At 39.8% G+C, this 17939-nt stretch carries 17 protein-coding genes; 10 read left to right on the top strand and 7 right to left on the bottom strand.

Translation table 11 applies throughout. From position 1 onward, the window contains the following. Nucleotides 1-196 precede the first annotated feature (196 nt). From cobM to rlmN, 4 genes are all read left to right on the top strand, one after another. On the top strand, nt 197-973 hold the full coding sequence (gene cobM, locus H6G69_RS26810) for a precorrin-4 C(11)-methyltransferase (protein ID WP_190692162.1): 777 nt from the start codon (nt 197-199) through the stop codon (nt 971-973). A 73-nt stretch (nt 974-1046) separates the two neighbouring features. Further along, nucleotides 1047-1400 carry a phenylpyruvate tautomerase MIF-related protein gene (locus tag H6G69_RS26805; RefSeq protein WP_190692161.1) on the top strand — a complete coding sequence of 118 codons (354 nt, stop codon included), beginning with the start codon at nt 1047-1049 and terminating at the stop codon, nt 1398-1400. A 78-nt stretch (nt 1401-1478) separates the two neighbouring features. Beyond that, nucleotides 1479-2045, top strand: coding sequence for a hypothetical protein (locus H6G69_RS26800; protein ID WP_242072193.1), 567 nt, complete (start codon nt 1479-1481; stop codon nt 2043-2045). Nucleotides 2046-2230: 185 nt separating this feature from the next. Continuing rightward, nucleotides 2231-3298 carry a 23S rRNA (adenine(2503)-C(2))-methyltransferase RlmN gene (gene rlmN / locus H6G69_RS26795; RefSeq protein WP_190692160.1) on the top strand — a complete coding sequence of 356 codons (1068 nt, stop codon included), beginning with the start codon at nt 2231-2233 and terminating at the stop codon, nt 3296-3298. A 61-nt stretch (nt 3299-3359) separates the two neighbouring features. Here the strand turns inward: rlmN and H6G69_RS34170 are convergent, their stop codons facing one another. Together H6G69_RS34170 and H6G69_RS26790 are read right to left on the bottom strand one after the other, a co-directional pair. Further along, complete coding sequence (locus H6G69_RS34170; RefSeq protein WP_242072192.1) at nt 3360-3542, bottom strand: replication restart DNA helicase PriA; 183 nt, start codon at nt 3540-3542, stop codon at nt 3360-3362. Nucleotides 3543-4089: 547 nt separating this feature from the next. Further along, nucleotides 4090-6435 carry a PAS domain-containing protein gene (locus H6G69_RS26790; RefSeq protein ID WP_190692159.1) on the bottom strand — a complete coding sequence of 782 codons (2346 nt, stop codon included), beginning with the start codon at nt 6433-6435 and terminating at the stop codon, nt 4090-4092. A 1388-nt stretch (nt 6436-7823) separates the two neighbouring features. Between H6G69_RS26790 and H6G69_RS26785 the strand changes: the two genes are divergently transcribed. After that, nucleotides 7824-8228, top strand: a complete 405-nt coding sequence (locus H6G69_RS26785; RefSeq protein WP_190692194.1) for a response regulator — start codon at nt 7824-7826, stop codon at nt 8226-8228. Nucleotides 8229-8299: 71 nt separating this feature from the next. On the opposite strand, the gene H6G69_RS26780 is transcribed toward H6G69_RS26785, so the two are convergent. Next, on the bottom strand, nt 8300-9190 hold the full coding sequence (locus H6G69_RS26780) for a cation diffusion facilitator family transporter (RefSeq protein WP_190692158.1): 891 nt from the start codon (nt 9188-9190) through the stop codon (nt 8300-8302). Nucleotides 9191-9547: 357 nt separating this feature from the next. On the opposite strand from H6G69_RS26780, the gene H6G69_RS26775 reads away from it, so the two are divergent. Next, complete coding sequence (locus H6G69_RS26775) at nt 9548-9901, top strand: hypothetical protein (RefSeq protein WP_190692157.1); 354 nt, start codon at nt 9548-9550, stop codon at nt 9899-9901. Nucleotides 9902-10289: 388 nt separating this feature from the next. Here the strand turns inward: H6G69_RS26775 and H6G69_RS26770 are convergent, their stop codons facing one another. From H6G69_RS26770 to H6G69_RS26755, 4 genes are all read right to left on the bottom strand, one after another. Then, a complete protein-coding gene (locus H6G69_RS26770; protein WP_062297131.1) occupies nt 10290-10526 on the bottom strand; it encodes a DUF4327 family protein in 237 nt (78 codons plus the stop codon). 40 nt (nt 10527-10566) lie between these two features. Then, a complete protein-coding gene (locus H6G69_RS26765) occupies nt 10567-10707 on the bottom strand; it encodes a hypothetical protein (RefSeq protein WP_190692156.1) in 141 nt (46 codons plus the stop codon). Between the two features lie 798 nt (nt 10708-11505). Further along, nucleotides 11506-11892, bottom strand: coding sequence for a metal-sensitive transcriptional regulator (locus H6G69_RS26760; protein WP_190692155.1), 387 nt, complete (start codon nt 11890-11892; stop codon nt 11506-11508). A 616-nt stretch (nt 11893-12508) separates the two neighbouring features. Further along, the gene (locus H6G69_RS26755; protein WP_190692154.1) at nt 12509-12871 is read right to left on the bottom strand and encodes a hypothetical protein; all 363 of its coding nucleotides are present in this window, start codon (nt 12869-12871) and stop codon (nt 12509-12511) included. Nucleotides 12872-13255: 384 nt separating this feature from the next. Between H6G69_RS26755 and H6G69_RS26750 the strand changes: the two genes are divergently transcribed. The 4 genes from H6G69_RS26750 to H6G69_RS34520 all read left to right on the top strand — a co-directional run. Then, nucleotides 13256-14476, top strand: a complete 1221-nt coding sequence (locus tag H6G69_RS26750; protein WP_190692153.1) for an HhoA/HhoB/HtrA family serine endopeptidase — start codon at nt 13256-13258, stop codon at nt 14474-14476. A 351-nt stretch (nt 14477-14827) separates the two neighbouring features. Beyond that, nucleotides 14828-15046 carry a YXWGXW repeat-containing protein gene (locus H6G69_RS26745; RefSeq protein ID WP_190692152.1) on the top strand — a complete coding sequence of 73 codons (219 nt, stop codon included), beginning with the start codon at nt 14828-14830 and terminating at the stop codon, nt 15044-15046. A gap of 383 nt (nt 15047-15429) precedes the next feature. Continuing rightward, a complete protein-coding gene (locus H6G69_RS26740) occupies nt 15430-16611 on the top strand; it encodes an aldo/keto reductase (RefSeq protein WP_190692151.1) in 1182 nt (393 codons plus the stop codon). Nucleotides 16612-16909: 298 nt separating this feature from the next. Further along, nucleotides 16910-17939: calcium-binding protein (locus H6G69_RS34520; protein WP_190692150.1), on the top strand; the 1030-nt coding region annotated here is incomplete at its 3' end.

Raw genomic sequence — 17939 nt, 5'->3', positions numbered from 1 at the left:
TGGTATTTTGACTCAGCACTTTTAAATAATAAAAAATGCCCCAGATTTTACTCTAGGGCTTAACCAGGGTGCATCTACCATTCCATTCTTCTCTAGTTAGGGGGTTAATCCGGAAGGTTACTGAGAAAATGCCCAAAATTTTTTTTGAGATTTTTTGATTTACGGGTAAATACGTAAAAAATATTTAAGTGTTTGTATGGAAACTCATCCAAATTCTATCAAAACAGCAGTTTATATTGTGGGGGCAGGGCCGGGAGACCCAGATTTATTAACGGTTAAGGCGCAAAAGTTGTTATCTCAGGCAGATGTAATTTTATTTGCAGATTCTTTAGTGCCTGAACAAATTTTAAGTTTGTGCCGAGTGGATGCGGAAATTATTCCGACTGCAAATCAGACTTTAGAAGAGATTGTAGCGTTGATGGTGGAACGGGTGCGATCGCAACAAAAATCTCTTGTGCGTCTCCACTCTGGCGATCCTAGTCTCTACAGTGCAGTTCACGAACAAATGCAAATGTTAGCTGAGGCGGATATTCCTTTTGAAGTCGTCCCCGGAATTAGCGCGTTTCAAGCAGCCGCCGCCAAACTCAAGGTAGAGTTAACAGTTCCCGATTTAGTCCAAACTATCATCCTGACGCGCATCAGTGGACGTACCGAAGTCCCCGCCACAGAAGAGTTAACTAGCCTCGCAGCCCATCAAGCTAGTTTATGCTTATACCTGAGTGCGCGGCACATCGAAAATGCCCAAGCTAAATTACTCGAACATTACCCGAGTGATACGCCTGTGGCTATTTGCTTCCGCATAGGTTGGCCTGATGAAAAAATTCGCGTTGTCCCCCTTAACCAAATGGCGGAATGCACCCAGCAAGAAAATCTCATTCGTACCACACTTTATATAATTAGTCCGGCACTGAAGGCAACAAACGGGCGATCGCATTTATATAATCCTGAATATCATCATTTATTTCGTGGTTAGTCAAACGAATCACAAATGACCAACGACAACCTACTTCGATAAACTGAACAATGTAAATCTCTAATTCAGTGCTATGCCATTAATTAAAGTACAAACTTCTGTATCTGCGCCTGCAAAAGCTGAAGTTGAGACAATGCTAAAAAGTTTGTCAGGGAAGTTAGCCAAACATTTAGGTAAGCCAGAATCTTATGTAATGACAGCGTTTGAAGCAGATGTTCCTATGACTTTTGCCGGGACGACAGACCCAGTTTGTTATATCGAAATTAAAAGTATTGGTTCCATGAAGGCAGACCAAACCCAAGCAATGAGTCAGGATTTTTGTCAACAAATTAATCAAGCTTTAGGCGTACCCCAAAATCGCATTTACATAGAATTTGCCGATGCGAAAGGTGCAATGTGGGGCTGGAACAGCACAACATTTGGTTAGTTTTTGAGTTGTTGACAGATGTAAGATTACCGATACCCACGGGAATACTACTTATAACGTATCTCGTGTGGTATCTCTATGATGAATGATTCTATCCTGGGCGATCGCCATCAAAAATTTTTTTCTTCCATTCCGAAAAATTGTCCGTTGAGTTTGAAGCTTAGAATAATCAAACTTCAGAGTTCTACTATGACCAACTTTCAACAGATCCAAAATAAATCATTTTCCTTAATTTTAGCTGCAACTTGTGGCGCAGCTTCACTATTAACTGGAATTGCCGGAACTTCATCTGCGAGTGCGGCACAACTAGAATCTACTCCAGTTTCAGCAGTCAATAGTCAAATAATTGCCAAAACTTCTGTTTGTCCTCGCTATGCAGGTGGAGGAAGGTTAGAAGCTTATTTTGAAACTACTAATTTTTACATCCATATTTGTAATAAAAACGGCAATTTATTTTATACGGGAATTTCTAAATCAACTGGTAAAGGTATCCGTTCTCTTCCTGCTTACTCAGAAGAAGGTACGGGATACGTGGCCCCGAATAAAAACTATGAATATGTAGTTAATGGTGCAAACCTTGAGATTGTCAAAAATGGTCGGGTTATTCAAACAGACCGAGTAGTTAAGTATGTCAGTGGTTACTAAAAAGTAAATATTAGGACTCATATTTGATTTGGGAAAAAACTCAGTACCCCCTCAAACTGGCTGCTTCCCTGTTTCCTGTTTCCTTCCTAAAATATATTCATTAATCAAATCAGATTCCTCTATGTAATTTCTGGGCGTAAAAGCTTAGGATAGAGATCCATATCTCAACTCGTAAGTCTTTTTCTATGTCTGCTACGCCATCAATTTCTCAAGTTGACTCACCCGCTACGCAAAATTTAGCAATTCCTCCTTTACTCGGTGCTTCGGTTAGCGAGTTAACTGCTTGGGTAAAGCAGCAGGGACAACCAGCTTACCGAGGTAAACAGTTACATGATTGGATTTATCATCAGCAAGTGCGATCGCTTGCTGATATTTCCGTTTTTCCAAAACAATGGCGTGCAGAAATCGCAGATATCCCCATTGGTCGTTCTACCATCCATTACCGCAAAGTTGCACCAGATGGTACAGTCAAATATCTGCTGCAACTAGCTGATGGGCAGATTATCGAAACTGTAGGTATTCCCGCCGATAAGCGATTAACTGTCTGTGTTTCTACCCAGGTGGGTTGTCCGATGGCTTGCGATTTCTGCGCCACAGGGAAAGGTGGCTATAAACGCAACCTCGACCGTCACGAAATTGTCGATCAGGTATTAACTGTACAAGAGGATTTTCAAGAACGAGTTAGCAATGTTGTGTTCATGGGTATGGGTGAACCGTTGCTAAATACAGATAATGTCTTAGCCGCCCTCACATCCTTAAATCAAGATGTGGGTATCGGACAGAGGATGCTAACGGTTTCTACAGTCGGAATCCGCGATCGTATTCGTCAATTTGCCCAACATCATTTGCAAGTTACTCTAGCAGTCAGTCTCCACGCCCCAAATCAAGCCCTCAGAGAACAACTCATCCCTAGTGCGCGCCCCTATCCTTTAGAAGATTTACTGGCGGAATGTCGGGAATATGTAGCAATTACAGGCCGCCGTGTAACTTTTGAATATATCTTGCTGGCTGGTGTGAACGATTTGCCAGAACACGCCTTAGAATTAGCACAACATCTGCGCGGCTTCCAAAGTCATGTTAACTTGATTCCTTATAATCCAATTGAAGAAGTGGATTATCAACGCCCTAGCCGCGATCGCATTCAAGCTTTTGTCAACATTCTTCAACAAAAAAACATTGCTGTGAGTGTGCGTTATTCTCGCGGTTTAGAAGCTGATGCTGCTTGTGGACAATTGAGAATGAATAAAAAGTAAATTGAATTCTGAAGTCTGAAATTAACTTACACATACTTCATCATTTTTGCCTTTTTACTTTTTATCTTTTACTTAGTTGAATTCCTGGGGCATAAGCTTCAACTACTTTACCAGTGCGCGTGCAACTAATCATCAAGTAATCACAACTTGAGCATTGGGTACGTGTTAATTCGCTGTCCAAAATATAATAACGCTCTGCATTACTACCACAATTTGGGCAGTAAATCTTGTGTACTGTCTGCATTGTTAATCCCCTGGATTTAATTGATGTTTATTTTGGTAGGACTGTTAGTTTAACCTAAAATTTTGGCTCTCACCAACGTAACAAACAGCCGGAATATTGGCTGATATTCTTAACGAAAACTTTAGCTAATAAACTTTTGCTATGGCTTGATTAATTATCCTAATTTATATGTGATCTTACCATCCCACTTTGGATATATAAATTTACTATAAAGTAGGTTTAACTTAGAAATGGGATGATCCCTATGCTTAAAACTTTGAAAGAGCTTTATTTAGAGTCAACCTAAACCATAACAAAGGTCTTTATGTATTCAAAAGTCAATTGCCAATGATTACTGTATCTTTGGTAACAAAATTGCAGCCTTAAACTTTACTTAATGTTTACTATGCTATGGATAGATACTTTTGATAGATGTATTTGTCGATGAGTAAATTAGAGTTGTAATGTTATTTCACTCAATTCTTGAGCCAAATCATTTTTCTTGCTGCTTCTGCATCCCTAAATGTATCAACCTGAAAATGAAGCAGGGTAAGGCAACTAAAATTGACTAATTTATCGGGGTTTTGAGCAAATTTGGCAGTAATGGTAATTTGATAGTAAAAGTAGCACCTTGATTTTCACCGCGACTAGTAGCTTGAATTGTCCCTCCATGTAGTTCTACTAAATGCTGAGTAATTGCTAAACCCAATCCCAAGCCACCTTTTGTGGGAATGCGATCATCTTGACGGTAGCGTTCAAATACGTAAGGTAGAAATTCTGGAGTAATGCCAATACCTGTATCACTGACGCTGATTTCAGCAGTATTTTCATAGTGCAGAAGTTTCACTTCGATTTGCCCGCCTGCTGGGGTAAATTTGATGGCATTGGAAAGTAAATTGCCCAAAATTTGTAGCAGGCGATCGCTATCACCTATCATGAGTGGTCTAGCTTGATCAATTGCAGAGATCAGACGAATATTTTTAGTATTCGCTTCTGGGTAAACAGCTTGGATGGCTGCTCCCACAATCGCGGCTAAACTAATTTGTCTCAAATCTAACTGCAACTTTCCGCGCAGAATCTTTGACATATTCAGCAAGTCTTCTAGAAGTTTTGCCTGAGATTGAGCGTTGCGTTCAATCGTTTCCAGGGCGCGGTGAATGCTTTGTTGATCAAATTCTCTAGTCCGTAACAGTTGTGTCCAGCCTAAAATTGCATTGAGAGGCGATCGCAAATCATGAGATACCATCGCCACAAACTCATCTTTGGTGCGATTTGCTGCTTCTGCTTCTGCACGGGCTGTTTTTTCTAGTTGTAACAGCTGCTGACGTTCTGCTTCTATGAGTTTGCTTTGAGTCAGATCCAATACAAAGCAGACGCTATAACCTTCTTGATCTGTATTATCAATCCGTGCAATGGCTAAGAGAACTGGTACGCGTGTACCATCTTTGCGAATATATTCTTTTTCAAAGGGAGTACAAGCCCCATGCAGCTGCAATTCGTAGATTTTTTGCTCATCAAGAGATTGGTATTCTGGCGGCGACATCAAATCCCAACGCACATTTCCTGCTTCTAGGTCTGTGGGGGTGTAACCTAACATTTCTAAAAAAGCGTCATTGGCTTCATAAATGCGACCACTAAAGTCACCAAAATAAACGCCCACTATATTAGATTCTATGATTCTGCGAAACTTGGTATCGGTTTGACGCAGAGCCGCTTCTTGATGTTTGCGATCGCTGATATCTGTGGTACTGCCGACTGCTCTAATCATCTGCCCGTTGCGATCGCGTGTAATCACTCCTTGGTCTAGCACATACCGATATTCATTATTTTTATCCCTGACTCTATATTCAAAAGTATAGTAGTTATTGTCAGCAGCTATATTCTCGAATTCACGAGCCATACGTTCAATATCTTCAGGATGAATCTTTTCTTTCCACCAATCAAAAGTTGCGTCTGCTTCTTGAGGAGTGTAACCAAAAAGTCGAGTTAATCCTTCCGTCCGTTCAACCACACCTGATTGAATGTCCCAATCATATATCAGACAGTTCACTGCGGCCGCAGCTAATTGAAAACGCTCATTGCTGAGGCGTAACTGTTCTTCAGTTTGTTTGCGGGTAGTAATATCGTAGCTAGTTCCCACTATCTGACGCGGCGAACCATCATCATCCCTCATGAATATAGTATCTCGACTAAAAAACCAACGCCATTGGCCATCGGCATTCTGCACTCTATACTCCAACTCTCGAATTTCACCATCTTGAACATTGGTGAATTCTGTTAGGTGTGTATAAAAAAGCGGTAAATCTTCTGGATGGATTAACTGGATTAATAACTTCCCTTCTGAATCTTGAATTTGCTCGACAGTGTAACCAAGCAAACTCTGAACTTGACCATTGAGATAGATACTGCGCTGTTCTAACACATCGTAGACATATATAATCCCAGGTATTGTTTCGGCTATACGTTCAACAAACTTTTGCGTTTGTTGTAAGCGTGCTTCACTTTTTTGCAGTTCTTGGCGTAACTTCACTTGAGCAACTGCTGAATTAATCGTAGATTGCAAACGTTCAGCCGTTGTCTGTTCCTTTACCAAATAGTCATAAGCTCCACTTTTCATTGCCTGAACAGCTACAGTTTCATTGCCATACCCAGTTACCATGACGACAGCCGGCATAAGTGATGGTGCTAATGTCTGTAATTCTGCCAGAAATTCTAATCCATTCATATCTGGCAGTAAAAAATCTAATAAAATACAATCCGGTCGAAATTGATGATATATCTCTAAACCTTTGTTTCCTAACTCCGATTCTAAAATCGTATAGTTGTATACCTGATTTTGCATTAGATAACGACGATAAAGCTCGCGGTCTTCCGGGGAATCGTCGATAATTAATAGGGTCGGCGGTTGCACCATGACTAATTAGTTACAGCATCAGGAAAAATCACAATATCTAGCTAACCAGTGATGAAGCTTTAAATTGTTTCTACCAATCAGTAATAGTGATTGGTTTCAAAATATAACTAGCCACACAATACCGATAGATAACATATTTTTATATCTTTTGGGTGATAATAGTTTGTCAATACCCCTAAAGGAATATATTTGAGAAACTCATTTCACTGTATATCGGTGGCAAACTTATTTGATTGACAAATTTATTCATCAAGCTAGGGAACAGGTAGCGAGGAAAAGAAATAGATGTTTTGGGGTAGGATTCAGGGCTGCTATATCATTGAGGCTCGGTATCCTCGAAATAATCTCAGGCAATATCAGGATCAGCACCACATAAAACCAATTCGCAATTCGCAATTCGCAATGACGCGACGCTCGTTCCGACGCTCAAAGATTCGCTAACGCTTCGCTATCGCAGGCTCGCTAACGCAATTCGCAATTAAACTAAGCCACCCACAAGGGGTGGGGTTTTTACCTACCTTGGGAAATAAGGATTTTTGCGCCCACTAGGGGCGAGGTTTTGAACCTAACTTTTTCTGATAAAACTTAAAAAGATATTATCTTTTATAAAATTATATTTTAATTTAAATCTCAAAATATTAATATGAATTTACAAAAACATTAAGATAGATGAATTTATCAAAAAATGCCCCTAAAGCAATTACTAGCCTCTATCATCAAATAGTGTCACTCTCATGCAGAATTTAATTATTGAAGATGATAAATTTGTCGAACAATAAATATTTGATTTCAATGTTAATTCATAAGTAATATTTTATATATCAAAAGTATGATAATCAATTTTCTTTGATTGAAAAGCTTATTCGTCAAAAGATAAACATAGAGTTATGGCAACAAATTTAGAGCAATCCTAAATCATTTGTGAAATTCTCTTTCTTCGGTTTTTTCTCCTTCTTTGTGTTCTTTGCGTTCTTTGTGGTTCGTTAAAAAGAATATTGTTTCACAACTCAGATAGGATTGCTATATGTCTTAAAATAGCATTTAAATAAATTACAAGTTTTTCCCCACTAAGACATAGAGTTATATCTTCAGAAATACACCTTTAGTTAGAGAATAATCAACTGTATAATGATGACCCATTAGACATATTATTAACTACAGTGTAATTTATTTTGTATGGATATAAATATTGACAAAATTCAATTAAGCTAGTAATTGAAGTTGCCAGCTAGTAGGAAATGGTAAATTGCCAAAATAGTCAAGTAAATAAATATATTTTGCCTGAAAACAGGTGCGATCGCAGTAAAATTAGAGATAGTATGGTTGCCGAGGAAAAACAACAAGTAAAGTTGAGAAATTCTATTTTTTTCACAGTTAACGGAGATTGTATGGAAGCTCCTCCACTTCTGGCAGGTTTAAATGTCTTGGTAGTTGATGATGATGATGATAGTCGCTTTTATGTAACTACCGTCTTAGAAGCAGATGGAGCGAATGTTGTAGCAGTAGCATCAGCCGCCGCCGCACTAGAAGCACTGAGCCAGCTACAGCCAGAAGTTTTGGTATGTGATATCGCCATGCCTGATGAAGATGGTTACACACTGATCCGCAAAGTGCGATCGCTTAAACCAGATTTAGGTGGAGAAGTCCCAGCCGTTGCTTTAACAGCCTATGCTGATAGCGAAGATCGTATCCGTGCTTTAGAAGCTGGTTTTCAGACCCATGTAGCTAAACCAGTTGACCCAACCGAACTAGTAGAAATCATTGCCAATTTAATTGCTACCTGCCGCAATTAGTCATAGTTGTGGGTGTATGTCAGGTGCAAAGAACAACGAGGGAGACGATAACAAATGACTATTGACCAAAACTAATTAAAACTAATCTGCTCAGATTTATACTCTGGTGGCTCGACATGAATCATAATTCTCACAGGACGAAAGCGTTCTTCGAGCCTTTTTTCAACTTCTTCAGTGATGTGGTGTGCAGTAGCAACATCTGCTGCATCCACTATCAAATGCATTTCAATAAAAACTTGCCGACCTAAAAGACCTCTAGAGGCAATATCATGACAGTTGATCACTCCAGGTACAGAAGTTGCGATCGTATGAATGCTTTCTGGAGTAATTGCCATTTGATCTACCAACCAAGGCAAATTAGCTTGTAAAACTGACCAACCACTCCAAAATACCAACAAAGCCACAGGAAAAGCTAAAAAGACATCGAGCCATTGATAGCCTAACCAAACCCCAATCAATCCACCGATAACAGAAATTGTCACCCAAACATCACTCATTGTATGGGTAGCATCAGCAATTAAAATTGGGCTACCTACACGCCGACCTACTCTGCGTTCGTAAAAAGCCACAAAAATATTCACACCTAAAACAATGAGCAATAACCACAATTCAGGCGGTGAAATATTCACAGGTTCACCACCTTTAATAATTCGCTCAATTGCTCCTTGTAAAATTTCAAAGCAAGCTATACCTAAAAAAGCTGCTATCCCTAAAGCACCAACAGCTTCAAATTTTTGGTGTCCGTAAGGATGCTCGCGGTCAGGATGTGGAGAAGAAAACTTACTTGCAAATAATCCTAAAACATTATTGGCACTATCAGTAACACTATGTAAAGCATCAGCTAACAAACTTAAAGAACCTGTCCAATAACCTACAACTGCTTTTAAGGCCATGACAAATAAATTCAGTAGTAGGGTAATAACTAAAACTCTTCTAACAGTAGCGCGATTATCTTCAATCATAAATATTTTTTACAGCACCTTCTATGACTTCTAAGTGTAAAACTTAAAACTCAACTGTGATAGAGCCAATTTTTCCTTAATTAGAATTATTCTCTATACCCATTCAAGATTTTATTGAAACCTATTGAGATTTTTTCTAATTAATTGCATCACAAAGCTAGTTATTTATCAGAAATCATGAAGTAAATAGCCAGAGATTTTTATCATTAATTAATAGAAATTTTTCATTAATTTTTTTATAAATTATTGAGCAATTTCAGACAACCAAGCTATTACACCTATGAGACATCACATAAAGGCCGCAGGTGGACAGCTTCCTGTAACATAAGTAAGTATCAAAAAAATGTAATCAAGCTCATGTCTTCTACTCCTTTGACATTGAACTTAGTTGAAGGTTCAGTCTCCTTCAGTTTTTCACCTCAAGCTGCACGGGAATTACAGGCGGCTATCGCTCAATTAATGGAGCGTCTAAAAGCGATCTCCGCTAAACCTGCTGCTAGTGGTGCTAAAATCAATCCCCAACCGCCACTAGAATATCGCTACACTGGTGAAGTATTTTTAGAAATATTCTGCAATCCCAATATTTGGCCTACTCCCTTTGCGGCTAAAGTCTTACTGACAGTCCGTGATGTCAGCATTCGCTTAACAACTGAAGCTGAACTCACGCGATTGATTGAAGATGTGAATCAGTATTTAGAACAAGTAGAGTAATTATTATCTTGAAGAGACGTTGCATTACAGCGTCTCTAGCAATATTGGTCACAAACATTCAGAAGTTGCTTTTGCAGAAATAATATAAAAAATTACCGGAGCAGTGTTTTAAATTTTACTGCTCCGGTGGGCTAAATTTACAAATTATGAAACTAGACTTACGCAACAACTTTTTTCGATAAATTCGCAAACGCTGATAAGGAAAGTTGCTTAACTCAAACTTTAATGCTTAATTTGGGAAGGAAAATATATGAGACTCTGGATCGGGTAATATTTCTCAAAAGCAGAGACTGTACCTCAAAAGGTTGGGCGGTCAATTATTCTTTGTCAATTCTAAACATCCAAAAATATACTCCCAATCCAAAATCTGGAATCACAGCCGGATTAGTTAGTCGTTGTCCCATTGTTCACGACCAATGAGGTCGCCAATGCGATCGCGCAATAAAAAGTCGCATTTCTCTAATTCACATTCAACACAAACCCACTCTCTCGCTGGGATGTATTGGCAGAGTGTATATATTGGCTGTTGTCTGCTAACCATCCCCTTCTGCACCAGTCGGCGTGCTTCGTCTTGGATTACATCTAGAGAGTAGTAATTGATAGAGGGCACCGTATTCACACTCATGATTTGTACTCACACATTTATACGTAGATAGTATTCCCACTTATAACGGGGAACGAACATGACAGACATTTAACTTGTGGTTAGGGTTTTGTATTTTGCTATACGGAACTAATTTCATTTTGACGCTACACCCACTCAAATTATCTAAAGAAATGTTGAGAAAGTCAACATTTTCTGACATTTGCTAAATCCTCCAGGAAGCTAAAAATCCTGCGGTAGCTGAGTTTACTTTTGTTCTGGATTATGCTTCCTCCATTAAAAGAGTTTTCCAGACTCGTAGTAACTGCCTTAAAGCATAAATTGGCGGGAAAAAATATTCACCTCAAAATTCAGGATTTATCTAATCATGTTTCATCCTTATTTCCAATGGTTGGTATATGTGCATAGCCATACAACCTAAAAATCGCATTCAGCCTATGAGTATAAACTGTTGCAAAATTTTATGGTTAACGTACATTAACAGAACTTGTACAGCATTACATATTAAGAATTTATTAAACCTAAGTAAAAACTACTGTGTTATTTGCAGCACAGTAAATCTCAGAATTTGCGGAGAGTAACACTTATAAATCAGGCACAAAATTTTCAGGGAATTTCTAACCCTACATCGCTTTCCCAACTCCAGACTAGTGAAATTTCTGAGTACGGAATTATGAATTCTCAGTGAAACACTCATTTGTACTGCCAGTAAATATATCAGGTGATAACATAATCGTCTTTGTAACAATATCGTAATATTACTGAGACTAACTAAGCGGCTATCAGCTGTACTATGTACTATTACCGACCAAGCCCCGTTAGGGCAGAGTAGAGAGTGGCTAACAGGTGGAAGTTTTTTACCTGCTGCCCCAAAAATATTGATTTAGGGTGTAAGGGTGTGGGGGTGATGGAACTCTGATTCAATTGTGATTTTTAGAGTCATTACACCCAGTTGCAACAGAAAATCTTTGTACGTCAGTCCTACTTAACTGAACTGTAGTTAAGGCATAAATCTATCTAAAGCAGCCTTGAGTTGTTCAATTTCCACATCTATATTGCCGTCTTGGGCGGCTCTAGCAATACACTCAGTCAAGTGTTCATCTAAAACAATTCGCGCTACCCTATCTAAAGCACCTCGAACTGCGGCAATCTGTAACAACACATCAGGACAAGGACTACCTTGTTGCACCATTGTTTTAATGCCGCGAATATGCCCTTCTATGCGTGACAGCCGATTCACAATTTTTCGTAAGGACTCTTCACTATGAACGTGAGAATGACCAGACTCTCCATGCCCATGATGATGATTTGTGTCGTGAGTATGAATGTTTTCGGCTGGCTGAGAGATAGGCAAAGATTCTGGCGTTAATCGGTTTGATCCATTCATGGGTTATTCAAGCACTGGTAGTACTAAAATCCTAGCCTACAGTAAGGATTAGAGTATGGGGATTAATAACTGTTTGAGAAATGCGATCGCAAATAGAGTAATTTTGGCAAACTTTTGGTAACTACTTAAATTAGTTACAGCCAGCACTTTGAACTCAACATCAACGGTTATTGACTGTCCACTGCATTTGAATTGTTAGGCTGTTGTCTGTTGCGGCTTCTATATATACGGTTCAAGATGTAGAAAATTATCAACTACCTCGAAGTGGATATAGTTGAGAATCTGTAGAATCCCAAACAGGAGTTTCATCATAGAACGGTTTATCTATAACTTTATAAACTCCATGAATCTGCTTCATAGCAGTGATGTAAAACAAGATTTTGTCATGTCGTCTTATCAACGCAAGTCTAGATATTAGTTGATCATTAATATCTGGACGAACTGCACTTGGGATAGCAGCTACACCTCTTCTAATACAAGTTAAAAAATTGGTTGAATTTACTACGAATATGTGGACTGCCATCTTGATCTAAAACAAATAACTTAGCTTAGGTCAGTTTTAACATTCCTATTGTGTTAAGTAACTACGGAAACAAATTCAGCGTATAGTAAGGATTCATGAATTCCCTTGCTGCATCCATACAGCAGTACGGGCTGTGGCTGCTTTGAGTTCTGCTTCAACCAAGCTATCTAATTCTGCTTGTTTTTCTGGCAGCAATTTCTGTCCTTGATCCCGTGCTAACCGCCACAGACTCATTAACTCTGATAGACGTTCTTGTTGTTCAGCACTGAAAAGTGAGTCTGAACGAAAGCTTTGAATAATAAGTAGCGCACTGAATTCAATCTCATCCAATTGCTCAGTTAATGCATCCAGAGCTTGCCCCGCAGTTTTGCCGACAGAATGTTTATCTCCTGCGATCGCACGATAAAATTTATCACCGTTAGCATCAGAGATTGGCAAAATTGCTACTGTAGTCATGCTTCTCGCTTAAAATCACTCATCTTAAAATTATAGCTTTACCTAACTCGATGTTAGGTTACACAACAGCTACACTAGCAGCATTTTGACCAAATATGCGCGATCGCAAGTAGAGCTATTTTGGTCAACTCTACACTACTTCAATGGGTGATACCCGAACCTGATCAGGGTAAATCTCCATAATAGCTATTCAGTAAAATTTTCAATTAATTTGAATTATAGGTAGCTGATACCACTCCTCAGTTCCAGCATTAAGGAGAAAGTGAAACCCGAAGCAGTGAGCAAACGTCACTACGCAAGAGTTTCATCCTAGCTGTAAAAATAACTGTAGATAGATTTGTCACGACTAAACAACTATTAGGCTTCTAAAATTAGGTTGTGATTATGCGATTTTCCAAAGTACCCCGTTCTATACGTCAACTTACTACTCACGTTTTCGCCATATTTTTGGGAGTCTTGCTCACTGTTAGCACTCTGCGGGTGTTACCTTCTCAAGCCGAACCTGCACCCATTTCTGACAAAATTGGGGATGCACCAGAACTGATTGCTCAAAAACAATCGTCTGCGGCGGTGGCTATAGGTAATAGTAGTTTTGTCACCGCAGCGGTAAATCGTGTGGGGCCAGCCGTTGTGAGAATTGATACGGAACGTACAATTACTCGCCGTGTTGATCCTTTTATGGAAGATCCATTTTTCCGGCGCTTTTTTGGCGATAGTTTTCCGCAACAATTACCCTCAGAACAATTGCGCGGTTTAGGTTCTGGGTTCATCATTGATAAAAGTGGTTTGATTTTGACTAATGCCCACGTAGTCGATAAAGCCGACAAAGTTACAGTTCGCCTCAAGGATGGACGTAACTTTGAGGGCAAAGTTCAAGGTATTGACGAAGTAACAGACCTAGCAGTTGTAAAAATTAACGCTGGTAGAGATTTACCCGTTGCGTCTTTGGGTTCTTCTAATGCTGTACAAGTGGGAGACTGGGCGATCGCAGTTGGTAATCCGTTAGGCTTTGATAATACAGTTACATTAGGGATCGTTAGCACCCTCAAGCGTTCTAGCGCGCAAGTGGGGATTTCTGACAAACGCCTAGATTTTATTCAAACTGACGCAGCCATTAACCCTGGTAACTCTGGCGGGCCGCTGTTAAATGACCGTGGTGAGGTGATTGGAATTAACACTGCGATTCGTGCTGATGCAATGGGTATTGGTTTTGCCATTCCTATTGATAAAGCTAAAGCGATCGCTACACAATTAGAACGGAATGGTAAAGTCGCTCACCCCTATTTAGGCGTGCAAATGGTTACTTTAACCCCCGAACTTGCCAAACAAAATAACACAGACCCCAACTCTACATTTGAGATTCCTGAAGTTAACGGTGTTTTAGTTATGCGAGTTGTACCCAACTCACCAGCCGCTAAAGCAGGTATTCGCCGTGGTGATGTGATTGTTCAAGTGGATGGTCTAGCAATTGCTAATGCTGAACAGTTGCAGAACCTAGTGGAAAATACTAACCTTGGTCAAGCTTTGCAAGTTAAAGTCCAACGGGGTAATCAAACACAACAGCTATCAATACGCACTGCTGAGTTGCAAAATGCGACTTCGTAAGTACTGAGCAATTAAATTTGTAAACTTGGGGGTAGGTTAAAGCCTACCCCTATATTTTTTCTGATTTTTGCCAGATGTAGATCATGACTTTAGTCAAGTATGAATTTATGGCTGAAGTCATCTAAAGATTACAACTTTATTCACATCCTGATTTTTGCGGAGTTTCCTAAACTGAATATGTAAGTTGTTCAGCAATATCATTGAGAATTGGAAAATTATTTATACCTAAATACCACTGTCATTTCGTACTTAAATCGGAAGATTACGAAGTATTTTTTGCTCAGTGAACAGGCAAATTCTTGAAAAAATGACTGAATAACTCACCTCACAGAAAGTAAAGGAAATAAGAAAATGCTCAAACGTATTCTTGCTGGAACTCTGCTAGCACTCCCCCTTTCCATAGCTGCGGTGCAAACGCAAGCATCAGCCGCACAAGTGATTGTCGTCAGACCTAACAACCATAGAAATGTGGTAGTACGTAAAGTTGTCCGCCAGAGGTGGGTTCCGGGACATTGGGAAAGGACTCCACGCGGACGACACTGGGTTCCTGGTCACTATCAAAGATATTAAGCAAATAGCTGTATTTGGCAATGCCACTACAGTCTTTAACTAGATAACAGATATATACTGGGTGCAACTACTGAACTTGATAGTGTAAAACTACCTTTGATAAACAATAAGCAATTGCTGAAATAGTTGGTCATATAAACTTTAGGCTAACAGATCCAACAGATTTGTTAGTCTAAATTCTTGAGGATAATTTTTAAACTCACTTGCTAGTCGTGGGTAGGATATGGTAATTAGTCTGTTAGGACTGAAAAAAATCGCTATCTGACAATTAAGAAACTGACTAACTTGACGACTCGATGAATGCTAACAGTGTCAGAAATTAAAAAGAGGCGACTATAGCGATCGCTCAACTAAGACTTGATACCAAAATCTACAATCTACGAATGCTATACAGACGATTTGGGCGCACAGAATTACAGATACCCGTGTTTTCTTGCGGTGGTATGAGATATCAGTTCAAATGGCAGGATCTTTCTTGGGCAGAAATTCCTGATGATAACCAAAAAAATCTCGAAGCAACCATTCATCGAGCCGTTGAACTGGGAATTAATCATATTGAAACTGCCCGTGCCTATGGTACATCGGAAATGCAATTGGGAAAAATCCTACCCAAATTTCCACGAGAACAATTGATTGTTCAAACAAAAGTTTCACCTGTTGCTGATGCCAAAGAATTTCGTCGGACATTTGAAACATCGCTGCATAATCTTCGATTAGATTATGTAGACTTATTAGGTTTACATGGCATTAATAATGCAGAATTACTAGAATATAGTCTTCGTCCTGGCGGTTGTTTAGAAGTAGCAAAACAATTGCAAGCCGAAGGCAAAGTCAGGTTTATTGGCTTTTCCACCCACGGGGATACAGATTTAATTTTGCAAACAATTAACACCAATCAATTTGATTATGTAAATCTGCATTGGTATTACATTAATCAGTGGAATTGGCCGGCGATTTTAGCGGCTAACCGCTTAGATATGGGCGTATTTATTATTAGCCCGTCTAATAAAGGCGGTCAATTGTATAACCCACCGCCAAAATTAGTAAATCTTTGCGCGCCTTTGAGTCCGATGGTGTTTAATGATTTGTTTTGCCTGAGTCATTCGCAAGTGCATACATTGAGTATAGGCGCAGCCAAACCGCAAGATTTTGATGAACACTTGAAGACATTAGCGTTGTTAGATGAATCTTCCGAAATTCTGCCCCCAATTTTGGCGAGATTAGAAGCAGAAGCGATCGCAATTTTAGGAGAAGATTGGGTAAAAACTTGGCATACTAACCTACCTAAATGGGAAAATACCCCAGGTGGTGTAAATATTCCCATGATTTTGTTGCTCTGGAATTTAGCTACTGCTTACGATTTAGTAGAGTATGCCAAAACCCGATACAACCTCCTGGGTAATGGTAATCATTGGTTCCCCGGTAACAGAGCCGATAAACTCACCGAAGTAGATTTACGCCAGTGTCTTAGCCACAGCCCCTACAGCGTAAAAATTCCCCAAATTCTCGCCCAAGCCCACCAAATGTTGGGCGGTGAACAAGTAAAACGCTTATCAAAACAATAGATTTTAAACTATTATTTTATTCTCTTAACAAGAATAAAATAATAGTTTTTATCTGAATAATGTATTAATTAAAATCTCATAATCGCTTGTAAATTATCCGAGATTAAGGATAAGATACTCACGCATTCAAACATTTTCTATCAATCAAGTAAACAGCCCGATCATACTGTTAGTTTAGCCTATTAAAAACAGTTGAATTAAGCTGCTTTTTATCAAAAACTCATTGCTTGATAACAGAAAATAATTAAGTTTGACTCAAACTTTTTTAACAATTTTAATTCGGAAACTGGAGAGATTTATGGCTGTCATTACAGGTGATTCTGGTGATAATATCCTTATAGGGACTACAGGCAATGACATTATAAATGGTCTTGGTGGCAATGACCAACTCAACGGAGGAGCCGGAGACGACACCCTCAACGCGGGGTTAGGCTTCACAGACCAAGTAGATGGTGGTAGCGGTACAGACACCTTAGTCATTGATTACTCCAGTCTGGGAACCAACATCAGCAAATTTGGCAATTCCTATCAAACCACAGATAACCGGACATTCTACAGCAACATTGAACGCTTCCAAATCACAGGTGGTGCGGGGAACGACCAACTCATTGGTGAAGGATTCGACGACATCCTCAACGGTGGTGCAGGGAATGATGTCATCGATGGGGGTGCGGGGAACGACAACCTCCAAGGTGGAGATGGCAAAGACATCATTACCAAAGGAGCAGGCAACGATACAGTCGATGGTGGTGCAGGCATCGATACCTTAGTGGATGCGGATTTATCGGCGGATACCACAGGTAGAACCCTCGTGATTAACGGCAACACCATCGCCACCATATTTTCTGGCGGCAATACCTACCGAGGCTTGGAATATTTACGCAACATCACGGCAGGCAGTAGCAATGACAACATCAGCTACGGCACGTCAATTCCTGACGAAAACGACGATAACCAACTCAACGGAGGAGCCGGAGACGACACCCTCAACGCGGGGTTAGGCTTCACAGACCAAGTAGATGGTGGTAGCGGTACAGACACCTTAGTCATTGATTACTCCAGTCTGGGAACCAACATCAGCAAATTTGGCAATTCCTATCAAACCACAGATAACCGGACATTCTACAGCAACATTGAACGCTTCCAAATCACAGGTGGTGCGGGGAACGACCAACTCATTGGTGAAGGATTCGACGACATCCTCAACGGTGGTGCAGGCAGTGATTTTATCGATGGTGGCGCGGGGAACGACATTATTACTCAGGGAGCAGGCAACGATACAGTCAATGGTGGTGCAGGCATCGATACCCTAGTGGATGCAGATTTAT

The organism is Nostoc sp. FACHB-110, assembly GCF_014697425.1.
Classification (GTDB): domain Bacteria; phylum Cyanobacteriota; class Cyanobacteriia; order Cyanobacteriales; family Nostocaceae; genus Nostoc_B.
This window is presented reverse-complemented; position numbering and strand designations above follow the sequence as displayed.